Source organism: Parasphingorhabdus sp. DH2-15 (assembly GCF_051668705.1).
Classification (GTDB): Bacteria; Pseudomonadota; Alphaproteobacteria; order Sphingomonadales; family Sphingomonadaceae; genus Alterisphingorhabdus.
Genome location: NZ_CP196351.1, coordinates 2,562,602 through 2,576,504 on the forward strand (window position 1 = coordinate 2,562,602; position 13,903 = coordinate 2,576,504).

General features: G+C 53.3%; 17 protein-coding genes. 12 read left to right on the top strand and 5 right to left on the bottom strand.

All coding sequences use genetic code 11. The features are described from left to right. Nucleotides 1-127 precede the first annotated feature (127 nt). The 3 genes from ACR9YC_RS11965 to ACR9YC_RS11975 all read right to left on the bottom strand — a co-directional run bounded on the left by ACR9YC_RS11965 (nucleotide 128) and on the right by ACR9YC_RS11975 (nucleotide 2,532). A complete protein-coding gene (locus ACR9YC_RS11965) occupies nucleotides 128-1,273 on the bottom strand; it encodes a M14 family metallopeptidase (protein WP_438727947.1) in 1,146 nt (381 codons plus the stop codon). Further along, on the bottom strand, nucleotides 1,270-1,881 hold the full coding sequence (locus ACR9YC_RS11970) for a hypothetical protein (protein ID WP_438727949.1): 612 nt from the start codon (nucleotides 1,879-1,881) through the stop codon (nucleotides 1,270-1,272). Before ACR9YC_RS11970 ends, ACR9YC_RS11965 begins: the two co-directional genes overlap by 4 nt. A 72-nt stretch (nucleotides 1,882-1,953) precedes the next feature. Next, the gene (locus tag ACR9YC_RS11975) at nucleotides 1,954-2,532 is read right to left on the bottom strand and encodes a DUF4136 domain-containing protein (protein ID WP_438727951.1); all 579 of its coding nucleotides are present in this window, start codon (nucleotides 2,530-2,532) and stop codon (nucleotides 1,954-1,956) included. Between the two features lie 154 nt (nucleotides 2,533-2,686). Between ACR9YC_RS11975 and galE the strand changes: the two genes are divergently transcribed. The 3 genes from galE to ACR9YC_RS11990 all read left to right on the top strand — a co-directional run bounded on the left by galE (nucleotide 2,687) and on the right by ACR9YC_RS11990 (nucleotide 4,708). Then, nucleotides 2,687-3,700, top strand: a complete 1,014-nt coding sequence (galE, locus tag ACR9YC_RS11980) for a UDP-glucose 4-epimerase GalE (RefSeq protein ID WP_438727953.1) — start codon at nucleotides 2,687-2,689, stop codon at nucleotides 3,698-3,700. Between the two features lie 151 nt (nucleotides 3,701-3,851). After that, a complete protein-coding gene (gene ykgO, locus ACR9YC_RS11985; protein WP_004210176.1) occupies nucleotides 3,852-3,977 on the top strand; it encodes a type B 50S ribosomal protein L36 in 126 nt (41 codons plus the stop codon). A 107-nt stretch (nucleotides 3,978-4,084) separates the two neighbouring features. Further along, nucleotides 4,085-4,708, top strand: a complete 624-nt coding sequence (locus tag ACR9YC_RS11990) for an HAD family hydrolase (protein WP_438727955.1) — start codon at nucleotides 4,085-4,087, stop codon at nucleotides 4,706-4,708. Here the strand turns inward: ACR9YC_RS11990 and ACR9YC_RS11995 are convergent. Further along, on the bottom strand, nucleotides 4,697-5,938 hold the full coding sequence (locus tag ACR9YC_RS11995) for an MFS transporter (protein WP_438727957.1): 1,242 nt from the start codon (nucleotides 5,936-5,938) through the stop codon (nucleotides 4,697-4,699). The genes ACR9YC_RS11990 and ACR9YC_RS11995 overlap by 12 nt on opposite strands. An 85-nt stretch (nucleotides 5,939-6,023) precedes the next feature. Beyond that, nucleotides 6,024-7,490 (bottom strand): pyruvate kinase, encoded by a 1,467-nt coding sequence (pyk, locus tag ACR9YC_RS12000; protein ID WP_438727959.1) that lies wholly within the window; start codon nucleotides 7,488-7,490, stop codon nucleotides 6,024-6,026. 260 nt (nucleotides 7,491-7,750) lie between these two features. On the opposite strand from pyk, the gene ACR9YC_RS12005 reads away from it, so the two are divergent. From ACR9YC_RS12005 to tolQ, 9 genes are all read left to right on the top strand, one after another. Then, nucleotides 7,751-7,993, top strand: a complete 243-nt coding sequence (locus tag ACR9YC_RS12005) for a DUF2312 domain-containing protein (RefSeq protein WP_438727961.1) — start codon at nucleotides 7,751-7,753, stop codon at nucleotides 7,991-7,993. Between the two features lie 65 nt (nucleotides 7,994-8,058). After that, nucleotides 8,059-8,385 (top strand): heavy metal-binding domain-containing protein, encoded by a 327-nt coding sequence (locus tag ACR9YC_RS12010; RefSeq protein ID WP_438731815.1) that lies wholly within the window; start codon nucleotides 8,059-8,061, stop codon nucleotides 8,383-8,385. A gap of 246 nt (nucleotides 8,386-8,631) precedes the next feature. Continuing rightward, nucleotides 8,632-9,375: a YebC/PmpR family DNA-binding transcriptional regulator gene (locus ACR9YC_RS12015; RefSeq protein ID WP_438727963.1), complete on the top strand. Its 744-nt coding sequence runs from the start codon at nucleotides 8,632-8,634 to the stop codon at nucleotides 9,373-9,375. A 49-nt stretch (nucleotides 9,376-9,424) separates the two neighbouring features. Then, nucleotides 9,425-9,889, top strand: coding sequence for a crossover junction endodeoxyribonuclease RuvC (gene ruvC / locus ACR9YC_RS12020; RefSeq protein WP_438727965.1), 465 nt, complete (start codon nucleotides 9,425-9,427; stop codon nucleotides 9,887-9,889). Further along, a complete protein-coding gene (locus ACR9YC_RS12025) occupies nucleotides 9,840-10,925 on the top strand; it encodes a phosphatase domain-containing protein (protein ID WP_438727967.1) in 1,086 nt (361 codons plus the stop codon). Before ruvC ends, ACR9YC_RS12025 begins: the two co-directional genes overlap by 50 nt. Nucleotides 10,926-10,975: 50 nt before the next feature. Further along, nucleotides 10,976-11,581, top strand: coding sequence for a Holliday junction branch migration protein RuvA (gene ruvA / locus ACR9YC_RS12030; RefSeq protein ID WP_438727969.1), 606 nt, complete (start codon nucleotides 10,976-10,978; stop codon nucleotides 11,579-11,581). A 1-nt stretch (nucleotide 11,582) separates the two neighbouring features. Further along, entirely contained in the window at nucleotides 11,583-12,623 is a 1,041-nt protein-coding gene (gene ruvB / locus ACR9YC_RS12035; RefSeq protein ID WP_438727971.1) for a Holliday junction branch migration DNA helicase RuvB, read from the top strand. A 108-nt stretch (nucleotides 12,624-12,731) separates the two neighbouring features. Then, on the top strand, nucleotides 12,732-13,208 hold the full coding sequence (locus ACR9YC_RS12040) for a YbgC/FadM family acyl-CoA thioesterase (RefSeq protein ID WP_438727973.1): 477 nt from the start codon (nucleotides 12,732-12,734) through the stop codon (nucleotides 13,206-13,208). Further along, nucleotides 13,205-13,903, top strand: coding sequence for a protein TolQ (tolQ, locus tag ACR9YC_RS12045; RefSeq protein ID WP_438727975.1), 699 nt, complete (start codon nucleotides 13,205-13,207; stop codon nucleotides 13,901-13,903). The genes ACR9YC_RS12040 and tolQ overlap by 4 nt, the downstream gene beginning before the upstream one ends.

Here is a 13,903-nt window from a genome sequence, read left to right on the forward strand (position 1 = left end):
ATTTGACCCTCACATTCAGTGAAAGACTAGCGTGTCTTATCCATACCGCCAAGATGTTCCCGCACGATAATGACGGGATAATGCGCGGCATAGACGATATATTGCCATGCTTTATATGCCGTAAGCTTTAACGCGCGCTGAAATCGTCCACCATTTCGGCCAATACGGCCAGGCAATCATCGGCCAGTCTTTTGCAGCGTTCCGGGCTCCATCCCTGTTCTGGGTCGGGCAGGTCGCGATTGTCTTTATAGGGCATTTCCAGCGTCATGCCGACACAGCCATGGCTGGCCGTGAAACGCTCTGTCACCTGATTGGAGGACAGGGTCATATTGGCCTGGCCGGGCGCTGCGGTTGGATAGCCGAGTTCGGTTTGGAAATCTGGCGTGCGCGCAGAGAGTCTGTCGCGATAGCTAGTGTATAATGCGCCTTGCCGCTCGGTCCATGATGGTATCCCCTCAAAACCCGCGATAAAGGCAGCGGGGATGGCTTCATCGCCATGCACGTCCATGGCAAAGGCACAGCCGGTCTGGTCCATGCGGTTGCGGACACACAGCACTTCAGGGCTGCGCTCTGGCGTGGGTGCATGCCATTCACGGTTCAGGTTTACACCAGCGAAATTGGTGCGCAAATGCCCGCGACGGCTGCCATCAGGGTTCATATTAGGCACCACATAGATGCGGCATTTCTGGCGCAGCAAGCGCGCATGCGGGTCAGCCGGGTCGGTCAGCTTTTCCAGCGCGCCCTCCATCCACCATTCGGCCTGTGTCTCGCCGGGATGTTGACGCCCATAAAGCCAGACAGGCAGATCGCCCTCTCCCATGACCAGACAGTCAATAGGCTGGCCCTCAAGGCTGTGGCCCAGACATTCATAGCTGACACCCGGCGACAGCGCGGTTTCCGCAACCAGATCATGATGGCGCTCCATCGCATAAGGCGCGAAATAAGCAAACCATGCAACACCCGAAAGCGAGGCATAGCGGATGGTCAATGTACCGCTGGCTTTGTCATAGCTGGTCTGGCAGCTCTGCCAATATTCGCGGTCTTCACTCACCCGCGCTTGATAATCGGGCCAACCCAGCGGATAGGCCGATTCATTCAGCCCTTCAATGTTCAGGACAATTTCCTCACCCGGTTCTGCGGCCAGACGGAAATGAAACCATTGAAAGAAATCGGACTCGCGGTCCTTATTGATGGTGAGTCGTGCGGTGTTGCCGGAAATTTCGGTCACTGCAATGTTGCCGGCATCAAAGGCCGTATTAATGTCTGTAATCATGGGGTCGCAATAGTCTCACCCGATGTTCCTGGAAAGCCGTTAAATAGTGCACGGGTCAAAATAGGGGCAAAAATTTCGGGGTCGGTGCCTCTGGTGCCGGTTTGCGCCTGTTGAATAGCGCGTCCTTCCCAAATGGCGGTTTGTGATACTGCATCAGAAAGGCGAACATCCAAGCGATAGGTGAGCACGTCGCGGCGTGGCCCGCCAAAGGGGATGTTCAGGCCAACGCCAACCGAGCGACCAAAAGCGCCTGTTGGCCCGCCTGCGGAGACAAAGGGGTCTTTATCCGTCGCAGGGTCAATGATGCGATAGGCCAGCCGCGCAGTCTGCACCGCCGCTTTTTCATCAGTCACCACATCATAGCCCAATTGCGCAAGTTCACGCGACAGGGACAGTTCAAAAGCGCGATAGGCTGCGCTGCCCTTTTGCGTGTCATCAACCGCGACAATGGCAATAGGCCCTTTGCCAATACTGCCCAAAAGATCTGCCTCATGAAAGCGCGTTACTTCCACTGATGGATTGACCGCGGCATTACGGGGCGGCCCGCCAAAGCTGGTTGTGCATGCGCTTAACAGCAGGGAAGCGATAATCATCACGCTATATTTCATAATATAAAGCCTTTGGTGCCGGGGCCTGGAGCCTATTGGGAATTCATATCTTAGACCCAGAGGGAAATCATGTCATTTAACCTCGTAACTTTCGCCGGATTCACCCGGAAAGTCGAGAAACATTGCATCGGCCAATTTGGCGGCAATCAGACGCGGCTCAGCTTCCGGGCTGCCGCTTTTGGTTTCGCTCAGCGCCTCCCCTTCCCATAATCTCTGGCCATCGGATTGCTGCTCAATCGATACGCGCATCTCGGTAAATATGCGCTCACTGCTACCGCCGCCCAGATTGAACCCGATACCGCCGCCTAATCCGCCGCGAAACCCGCCAGTACCGCCACCAACGCCAACACTAACCGGACCGCGACCACTGCCCACGGTGCGCTGTTCGCTATTATAGCTTACCCGTGCAATTTGATCCGGAGAATCTGCTGCATCGACAATCACAAAGCCTTGCGCTCTTAGCGCATTTTCTACAGCCTGAGCATAAATGCGAAACTGCAATATCTGCTCTGCAACATCATTGGCCGGTATGATGGCGATGCGGGTCGATGCCAGAGAGGCAGAGTTATCAATAGAGTGAAAGCGGCGCACCTCGGTCGGCCCTGTTGGGGTCACACATCCGCTAAGAACAAGCACAAGGAGAAGCGACAAAACACTTATCCAGGATTTGTCTTTTGGTAAAAAGCCTGCAGCCATACTGGTCATCCTCAATTACTTTACTATTATGGTATATAGCAAAGCCCACAGCTTGCCAAACATGGTGGTAAGGGCCAGGCAGAGAATTTACGAAAAGGCATTCGGCATTATGCAAAATGATATGCACAATAAGGCCATATTGGTCACTGGCGGGGCAGGATATATTGGCAGCCATGCCGTGTTGGCGCTGAAAGATGCGGGCCGGCCTGTTGCGGTTATTGACAATCTGGTCACTGGCTTTCGCTGGGCTGTACCGGATGATGTGCCATTTTACGAAGGTGACATTGCCGATTCCGAACTGCTGGCAAAAATTATTGCGGAACAGAATATTGGCGCGATCATGCATTTTGCCGGATCGGTTGTGGTGCCCGAATCTGTTAGCGACCCGCTAAAATATTACCATAACAATACGGTGCGCAGCCGCAGCCTGATTGAGAGCGCGGTCAAAGGCGGGGTGGCGCATTTCATCTTCTCTTCAACCGCGGCCACTTATGGCATTCCAGAGACAAGCCCAGTTACCGAAGATACGCCGCAACGCCCGATCAACCCTTATGGCACGTCAAAACTGATGACCGAGATGATGCTGCGCGATGTCGCCGCTGCTCACCCCATAAATTTTTGTGCATTGCGTTATTTCAATGTGGCAGGGGCAGATCCCCAAGGCCGGTCTGGCCAATCGACCGCTGGCGCAACCCATTTGATCAAGGTAGCGGTCGAAGCAGCACTTGGCAAACGTGATGGCGTAGCCGTTTTCGGCACCGATTTTGATACGCCTGATGGAACCGGTGTGCGCGATTATATTCATGTCAGTGATCTGGCCGCAGCGCATGTCATCGCGCTGGAGCAGCTTATCGCCAAGCCAGAGCAAAGCCATTTTCTGAATTGTGGTTATGGCCGCGGCTATTCCGTGCTGGAAGTGCTCGACGCCGTAGACCGCGTGACCAATATGACCATCAACCGTAAACTGGAAGGCCGCCGTGCGGGCGACCCTGACGCGCTGATTTCTGACAATAGTGCGATTAAAGCGCGTTTTGAATGGGAACCCGCACTGGACGATCTGGATATGATCGTTACTCATGCGTTGAATTGGGAGCGCGAGCTGGCAAACCGCAAAGAGGCGTAAGCTGTGAAAATAGCATGGTCATCGACAGCAGAAATGCTTGACTTTGCCCAAAGCGGTCCGTAACTGCCTGCTTTCACTATTTATGACAAACAGAATCGCGCTCGGACGATTTCCGGTACGGCCCTGTTTGTGACTGTAAAAGGCCAAAGACATGAAGATTCGCAATTCTTTGAAATCGCTGAAAGGCCGTCACCGCGATAACCGCGTTATCCGTCGTCGTGGCCGCACCTATGTGATCAACAAAACAAACCGTCGTTTCAAAGCGCGCCAAGGCTAGGCCCAGCGCACATGGAATGATAAAAGAACCGCCCCTTGCCGGGCGGTTTTTTATTGCCTGTACTAATCTTATATCCATTAGATGCAATGCAATGGGGAAAAGCCAGCATGTCAACAATACGCAATGTGATTTTTGATGTCGGCAATGTTCTGTATCAATGGGACATTCGCAATCTTTATGCCAAGCTGATTGACGATCCCGCTCGGCTAGACTGGTTTCTTAGCCATGTCGTAACACCGGAATGGCATTATCAACATGACCAAGGCCGCGAGCTTGCACCGATGGTGGAAGAGCTTATCGCACAATGGCCAGAAGAGCGTGCTTTAATCGAGGCCTATGTCCCCAATTGGCTACACACTATTCCCGGGCCCATCCCCGGCGCGCTGGAGATTGTCCAGCAATTGTATGAGCGGCATGTCCCGCTTTACGGCATCACAAATTTTGGTGTCGAATTTTGGGATATGTTCCGCCCGACCGCACCGATATTTGACCTGTTTAGCGACATTATTGTGTCCGGCGCAGAGAAGCTGGTGAAACCTGACGCGGCAATATATCGTCTTGCAGAGGAACGCTTTGGTATCACTCCAGAAAGCGCAATCTTTATCGATGACCGCCTGGACAATGTCGAAGGCGCGCGGGCATGCGGGTTTCACGCCCACCAATTTGTTGATGCAGTAACATTGCGCGCAGATTTGGCCGCTTATGGTCTGTTGGCCGCTTCATCGGTCTGAAAGCGGCTCCGGGGCGTCTTCCGACTCTAACACCGCAACCATGGGCGTGGTGCGCGGCAGGCTCTGAAAACTTTGTTGATCACCTGCTGGGACCGGGGCGCGCGCTATCACACGTATAATGCCGAACAAGCCGCATAGCAGCGCAATCGCACCGATCATGATAAACAATCCCGGCGGACCGAATATGCTAAGCCCAGTTGAACCGATAATCGGACCAGCTATGGCACCAACCGAATAGGTCAACACCAGCCCACTACTAGCGCCAATACGTTCCTCCTCAGCAATATGATCGTTCAAGTGGGCGACGCATAGTGGATATAGCGCGAAGGAAAAACCGCCAAACAAGCCGCCAAATGCGATGGTCAGCGTGGCGGACAGAGCAACAAAAGCGATGATGCTGCTGATCAGCGCGACGATAAAGAAGCAAGTGATGATGACCCGACGCCGATCATAACGATCAGACAACATGCCTAGCGGATATTGCAAAGCCACCCCGCCGCCAATCACACAGGCGTTAAACAACGCCACTTGTGATAGGGGCATACCAATCTGTTGGACATAGACAGAGCCAACCGCATAAAAAGCGCCCAACATGCCCCCAGTTGCCAAAGTGCCAGCAATGCCCAAAGGCGACACTGCATAAAGTTTGCGCAACCCTAACGGCGTGGATTGCTCTATAACCGGCTGCTCCAGCTTTGTGAGCAGCATGGGCAACAAAGCGACGGATAAAATTATTGCCGAGACCATGAAGGGCAAATTGGGTGCATTCGCTCCTAGATTGAGCAGAAATTGCCCCGATGCTTGTCCAGTATATAGTGCGATCATGTATATAGACAAAATAGCGCTGCGATTGGTGGGCGTTGCCTCACGGTTTAACCAGCTTTCCAGGCAGACATACACACCCGCCATGGCGCACCCGTCAATAAAGCGCAGCACAATCCATACCGCCAGATTATCCGCAATGGCATAGGTCAGACTGGATGCGGAATATATGGTTACAAAAGCAGCAAAGGCGCGGATATGCCCTATCTGGCCAATCACAACATCTAGCCGCATAGACCCCAACATCAAACCGGAAAAATAGCTGGTCGCTGCCAGCCCGATTAGCAGAGCCGGCACCCCTTGACCTTCCAGCCGCACCGCGATCAATGTCGAGAGAAATCCACTGCCGATCATCAGCATGAAGATTGACAGCAGCAATGTGCGTACAGAGAGAATAGACGTGAGCATTTGCTCTAACATTAGCAGCTATATTGCGCTATAAAAGAGAATAACTCACCGCGCTGCGGTCTAAGGCGTGTCCAAGCCCTTGGTTTTAGCTGTCATACCCATCAAGCTCGTCACCGCTCAGGCGCACAATATGGACAACATTGGTAGAGCCTGGCGTACCAAAGGGCACACCGGCCATGATGATGCACCGGTCACCCGCACCGCCAAAGCTGTAACGCAAAGCCATGCGCTTACCCTTGGCCACCATTTCTTCAAAGCTGCCAATATCTTTGGTCACCACAGGGTGCGCACCCCATAGCAAGCCAATGCGTCGGCCCGTTTCTATAGAGGGGGTGAGCACCAATACAGGCACAGAAGGACGCTCTCGCGTGACTCGCCGCGCCGTTGAGCCGGACATAGTGAAGCAGACAATGGATGACACTGTCACAGTCTGCGCAATACTCGCCGATGCTGCAGCCAAAGCATCTGCCGTTGTTTCATCGGGCAATGTCTCGGTAAAATGCACCCGCGCGCCATAGCCAGGATCATTTTCTACCTGAATGGCGATGCGGTCCATGATCGACACAGCCTCAACCGGCCAGTCACCAGCCGCTGTTTCTGCAGACAGCATAACAGCATCCGCACCATCATAGACCGCCGTGGCCACATCAGAGACCTCTGCGCGGGTTGGTGTGGGTGATGAAATCATCGATTCCAGCATCTGTGTCGCAACCACCACCGGCTTACCGGAACGGCGCGCAGCAGCGACAATATTCTTCTGCATGGGCGGCACTTCTTCAGGCGCCATCTCAACACCCAGATCACCACGGGCAACCATCACAGCGTCAGACAGTTCCAATATCTCTTCCAACCGGTCAACGGCGCTGGGCTTTTCAATCTTGGAAATCAAAGCTGCCTTGCCACCAATTAATCGCCGTGCCTCTGCAACATCTTCAGGACGCTGCACAAAGCTCAGCGCAATCCAGTCTGCGCCATGTTCAAGAGCAAAACTTAAATCCGCGCGATCTTTTTTGGTGAGCGCCGCCAAAGGCACAACAGCATCGGGCACGTTCACGCCCTTACGATCCGAAATACGCCCACCAACCTCGGCACTGGTCAGAATACTGTCTTTTTCGGCCTTCAGGACACGCAAACGCAATTTGCCATCATCAACCAGCAAACGGTCGCCCTTTTCCAATATGCCAAAAAGCTCTGGATGCGGCAGGAAGACACGGTTTTCATCGCCCAGCGTCTCGTCACGATCAAGCGTAAAATGGCTGCCATGGCGAATAAGCGCTTCACCGCCCTTAAACTGGCCAACTCGCAATTTTGGGCCTTGCAGATCGCACAATATGGTGATCGGTCGTTTGACCTTTTTTTCGATTTTGCGGATCGCTTCTATAGTTTTGGCATGGGTGTCATGTTCACCATGGCTCATATTAACGCGAAACGCATCGGCACCGCTGCGGAACAGGGCCTCTATCATATCTGGAGAATGGCTGGCCGGACCCAATGTTGCCAAAATTTTGACCTTGCGCGCACGGTGCCCCGCACGCTGTTTCGTCGCCGCCATAAAATATGTCCCCAATTGTCTTGTGTGATGCGCGTTAAAGCATTGCTTTGACATGCATATGACAAATTTTCAGGTGCAAAGGCAACGCACAGTTTTGCAAATCGCAATATTTTTACTCTCTGCCGTCACGAGCATAGGTTTTATGGCAAATCCTACATGGTTGGGGAAAGCCATATATAGGGCATTGTGAGAATCACTGACAGACACCTATAGCAGCCAAGAACCTGACCACAGGCACAGCCAATCATGATGGAGTATATATGACCGAGGGCAATGTAGCAGCCGACCAGTTACGGCTTTTTATTGAGCGCGTTGAGCGTCTGGAAGAAGAGAAAAAGGGCATTGCTGATGATATTCGTGATGTCTATGCCGAGGCAAAGGCCATGGGCTATGACCCAAAAATCATGCGGCAAATTGTCCGTCTGCGCAAAATGGAGACGCATGACCGTCAGGAAATGGAAGCCATTTTGGATACTTATAAATCTGCACTTGGTCTCGCATAATCTGCTATGCACTCCTGATCGTTATAAAGTTTCTTTGAGAGGGAGGCATAGCAATGTACAAAAAGATGATCATCAGCACGACACCGTCACTTGAGGGCTATGTCATCAAGGAATATCTGAATATCGTGACTGGCGAGGTGATTGTCGGCGCGAATATGTTCCGCGATCTGTTCGCCAATATCCGCGATATGGTGGGCGGCCGCTCCGGCGCTTATGAAAATGTGCTGGAGCGTGCGCGCGGGGAAGCACTGGCCGAGATGCAGGAACGCGCAGCAGATATGGGCGCAAATGCTGTTATTGGTGTTGATCTGGACTATGAGGTTGTCGGCCAGAGCGGATCGATGCTCATGGTTTCTGCCAGCGGCACCGCTGTTCTGGTCGAACGGGCATAATCCTTTATAGCAATAGGGTTTTGGCCTTCTACGCAATGGTCATATATACTCGCGCTTGCGTCATTTACGCGCATTGTATCTGGTGCAATCTAAAGCGCTGTGATCGCAGCAATTTGCTATCATGCCCATAATATCGGCGTAACATGGATCGTTAGCGGAATTGTGCATCAGTCGATTGCGATGTTGCCGATTTGACGCTAGTAGCGGTGCCAACACCTTTAATTTATCGAAAAAGTCAGAAGAACCATGGCAGGCCATTCCAAATTTAAAAACATCATGCACCGCAAGGGCGCGCAAGACAAAAAGCGTTCTAATCTGTTTTCCAAATTAAGCCGCGAAATCACTGTCGCAGCGAAAATGGGTATGCCCGACCCTGATATGAATCCGCGTCTGCGTGTTGCCGTGAATGCCGCCAAAGCGCAGTCCATGCCCAAGGATAATATCCAGCGGGCCATTGATAAAGCATCGGCCAATGAAGGCGATGAATATGAAGAAATCCGCTATGAAGGTTTTGGCCCGGGCGGCGTATCGCTCATCGTTGAGACATTAACTGACAACCGCAATCGCACCGTAACCAGTGTACGCACTGCTTTCAGCAAAAACGGCGGAAATATGGGCGCTTCTGGTTCTGTCAGCCATGGTTTTGACCGGCTCGGTCTGGTGTCCTATCCGGCCAGCGCTGGCGATGAAGAGACCATTTTGGAAGCTGCAATGGAAGCCGGCGCAGAAGATATTGAGTCGTCTGAAGACGGGCATGACATTTGGACCAGCATGGATGATCTGCACGAAGTGGCCAGCGCTTTGGAAAAAGCATTGGGCGAAGCAGAAAATGTTAAGCTGGCATGGCGCCCGCATGTGCGCGTTGAAATGGATGAAAAAGACGCTGGCACATTGCTGAAACTGATCGATGTTCTGGATGATGATGACGATGTACAAACCATCTGGGGCAATTATGATATTCCCGATGATGTGATGGAAAAACTGGGCTAAGGCCAGCACAAATTGTCATGAAAAAGGCCATAGGGACCAGCATTGTCTTATGATCATTCTGGGTCTTGACCCGGGCCTTGGCACCACTGGCTGGGGCGTGATCGCGAAATCGGGCAACCGCTTATCGCATATCGCCAATGGCCAAATCAAAACCGATGCCAAAATGCCGCTGGCCAGCCGCTTGCTCCAGCTCGACCTGGAGCTGACCGATGTGTTGCTCGAGCACAAACCGGATGCCGCTGCGGTCGAAGAGGTTTTTGTGAACAGCAATCCGCAATCAACTCTGAAATTGGGGCAAGCACGCGGTGTGGTGCTTCTCGGTGCCTCGCGCACAGGTATTGAGGTCGGCGAATATTCTGCGCGATCAGTCAAGAAATCGGTCGTCGGTGTCGGCAACGCCGATAAGAAGCAGATACAGGCGATGCTAAACATCCTGTTGCCCGGTGCGAAGATAGCGGGCGCAGATGCAGCCGACGCATTGGCCGTTGCCATCACCCATGCCCATCATGGCTGAAAAGCAAGGCTGGGCAAAATGGCGCAAACGCAGCCAATATAAGGCACTTGCAACAGACGCGGCAATCCAGCTGATTGGCTATACCGGTCATCGCAGCGAAAATGCCGTGCATATACGTGCGCGGGTATTGGCAGAAAAGGCATTACCCAGACCCGGTGCCAGCACATGGTCACGCATGCGCGCCATGATGGCACTTTACAACACTGAAGAGCTGTCCAACATTGCTGCTTATGTGGAAATGGATGGCCGCCATATCGCCATAAAAAGCGATGATGACGGGCATATTAAGATGCGCGTGCCCAGCAATGCAGCCCTGCCACCAAATACTGACTGGGAAGCGATAACACTGAACGCCAAAGCCCCCAATGGCACGCTGGTTTCTGTCGAGATACCCATCATCGCCCCGGGCGAAGCCGTGGCGGTAGGCGTTATCTCTGACATTGATGATACAATTTTGGAAACCGGTACAACCAATTTTCTGCGGAACTGGCGCCGTGTGCTGATCGAAACGGCCGAAGAGCGCTTGACCGTGCCGGGCGCTGTAAAACTCTACCGCGCGCTTGCCGGATCGGCTGCCCAGCCTGTGCGCCCATTTTTCTATGTCTCCACCAGTCCATGGAACCTATATCCCATGTTGGCGCTTTTTAAGCATCTCAACGGCCTGCCAGCCGGCCCTATGTTCCTGACCCGCTTTCATATCAGTCGGCGCAAAAAACGCTTTCACCGTACGGTCGAGCATAAATCTACAGCAATCAACAAGACACTCGCCGCCTATCCCGATATGCAATTTGTGTTGATTGGCGATAGCGCTCAGCATGACATAACAATCTATTGCCAAGCGATTGCGCAGCATCCCGGCCGTATTTTGGCGGTCATTATTCGCGATGTCGAAAATCGTGCCGAGCTGGCAGAAAATGCAACCGCTCTTACAGATATCGCTGCGCAGAATGTGCCTGTCTATGTCGCGCCCTCTCTGGCCGGAGCAACGGATTTTCTAACCAGTGAAGGGCTGGGCCATTTGCTGGTCCGTGGGTAAGCCATTGCGATCACTGGTATGGCCGAAATAATCCGCTATAGATTGTCACTATGATCGCAAAACTTACTGGCAAATTGGATGATGTGAGCGCTGACACCGCCATTATTGATGTTAGCGGTGTGGGCTATCTTGTCCACGCCTCTGCACGAACACTGTCCGGCCTTGGCGCGCGCGGAGAGAGTGTGACTATCCACACCGAGATGCAGGTTAGCGAGAATGATATGCGCCTGATCGGCTTTGCCAGCGCCAGTGAACGCGATGGCTTTCGCATGTTGACCAGCGTTCAGGGTGTTGGCGGCAAAGTTGCACTGGCTATCCAGACAGCATTGACCCCTGAAGAGCTGAGCCGCGCCATTGCTCAAGGCGACACGACACAAGTGACACGGGCCAATGGTGTTGGCCCAAAGCTGGCCAAGCGCATTATCAATGAGCTGAAGGACAAAGTAGCAGGCATTGATCTGGGTCCATCGGTTGCGGCAGGGCTATCGCCATCCCCCGTGGGCAGCGCCAATAGCGACGCTGTATCTGCGCTCAGCAATTTAGGCTTTAAGCCAGTGGAAGCGGCGCGCGCCGTGGCCTTGGCCGAGGGCGAATTGGGCGAAGACGCCGATGCCAATGCGCTGATAAAATTGGCGCTGAAGAAGGTTGGCCGATGATATGAGTACGCCTGAAGATCGTCTGATATCCGCTGACCGTGCGCCTGAAGATGCCGATGCGGCTTTGCGTCCCAAGACGCTGGATGAATTTATCGGGCAAGAGGCCGCACGGGCCAATTTGCGCGTCTTTGTGCAGGCTGCAAAAACCCGCAGTGAAGCGCTTGACCATGTGCTGTTTTTCGGGCCGCCAGGGCTTGGCAAAACAACATTGGCGCAAATTGTTGCGCGTGAAATGGGGGTTGGATTTCGCGCCACTTCCGGGCCAGTGATCGCCAAATCGGGCGACTTGGCCGCGCTACTGACCAATTTGGAAGAGGGCGATGTTCTCTTCATCGACGAGATTCACAGGCTCAACCCGCTGGTCGAGGAAGTGCTCTATCCGGCTATGGAAGACCGTGCGCTCGATCTGATTATTGGTGAAGGCCCATCGGCCCGCTCGGTGCGTATTGATCTGCCAGCCTTCACCCTAATCGGCGCAACCACGCGGCAGGGATTGCTGACCACGCCCTTGCGTGACCGGTTCGGCATTCCGGTGCGGCTCAATTTCTACACGGTGGATGAGCTGGAACTGGTCGTCTCACGCGGGGCGCGTTTGCTCGATCTGGGTATCGCCAGTGATGGCGCACGCGAGATTGCCCGCCGTGCACGTGGTACGCCGCGTGTTGCAGGCCGTTTGCTGCGCCGTGTGCGTGACTTTGCCAATGTCGCAGGTGCAGCCACTGTCGATGCCAAGGCAGCGGATGCAGCACTGACCCGGCTGGAGGTCGATGGTCTGGGGCTGGATGCAATGGACAGGCGTTATCTCACCATGATTGCCGATATTTATAAAGGTGGCCCGGTGGGTGTCGAAACGCTGGCCGCTGGCCTGTCAGAGCCGCGCGATACCATTGAGGATGTTATTGAGCCTTATCTTATCCAACTGGGACTGATCGCTAGAACAGCGCGTGGTCGCCAGCTTAATGACCGTGGGTGGCAGCATCTGGGTTTAACCCCACCTGCCAGCAAGCCTGAACAAGGTCAGGCCGGACTCTTTGAAAGATAACCCTTTTTATAAGGGCAATAAGGCAAAACGAGTCACGGCTGCGGCGAATGATTGCGATATGGCTTTTGCGACTTCCATTGCACTGAAAAACTGCCTAATTATAAGATAATGACAATCGCTTCCTCCCCTGTCGATATCACCCCTTTTGCCGGGCAATATATTGATACGCTGCATTATTTTGCGGTGCGGGTTTATTATGAGGACACGGATTTTTCCGGCATAGTATATCACGCCAATTATCTGCGCTATTGTGAGCGAGCACGTACCGACATGTTAAGCAGGGTCGGCATTGATCAAAGAGCAGCCTTTGAAAATGGCATTGGCGCTTATGCTATTGGCGCCATAGATTGCAAATATCATATGCCAGCCAGATTTGATGATGCTTTGCTGATTATCAGCACCGTTACCCGGGTGCGGGCAGCGGGTTGCGAAATTCAGCAACGGGTAATGCGCGGGGATGAATTGGTTTTTACCGCAGATGTGAAAGCAGCGTTTTTAAACCCGAAAGGTCGGCCCGTACGCCAGCCCGCCCAATGGGTAGAAGCATTCAGGTCGGTTTTGAACAAGGATGAAGAATTTTTATGATCGAACAATTGGGCCTGTCTACAGACGCCATTACCCTGTCCCCGCTCAAATTATTTCTTGAAGCGGATATTGTCGTCAAAATCGTGATGGTCGGCTTGGCATTGGCCAGCATTTGGACGTGGAGCATCATTTTCGGCTCGGCTCGATCAATCGGCAAAGCGGGCAAACAAAGTCGCACCTATGAACGCGATTTCTGGAAGACTGAAGATATTGACGCTTTTTACAAAACACGCGGCAAGGAGGATGTCCCCAGTGCGCGGGTATTGGCCTCCGGCGTGCAGGAGTGGCGGCGATCCACTGTTACCAAAACACAGGATAATGAAGGCACGCGCCAGCGCCTTGCCACAGCCATGAGCGCGGCCATTGGTGAAGAGATTGACCGATTGTCCGAGCGACTGAACTTTTTGGCAACCGTTGGCAGCGTCGCGCCTTTTGTTGGGTTGTTCGGCACCGTTTGGGGCATTATGCGCAGCTTCTCCGCCATTGCGGCGGAACAGAACAGCTCTTTGGCGGTGGTTGCTCCAGGCATCGCTGAAGCCTTATTTGCTACGGCCATTGGCCTGTTCGCTGCTATCCCTGCTGTTATTGCTTATAACCGTTTCTCCCACCGCATTAACATGCTGGAGGCACGGCTATACCGCTTTGCCGATGGGTTTCATGCAACGCTGAGCCGTGAGCTGGAAAAGGGCGCATAA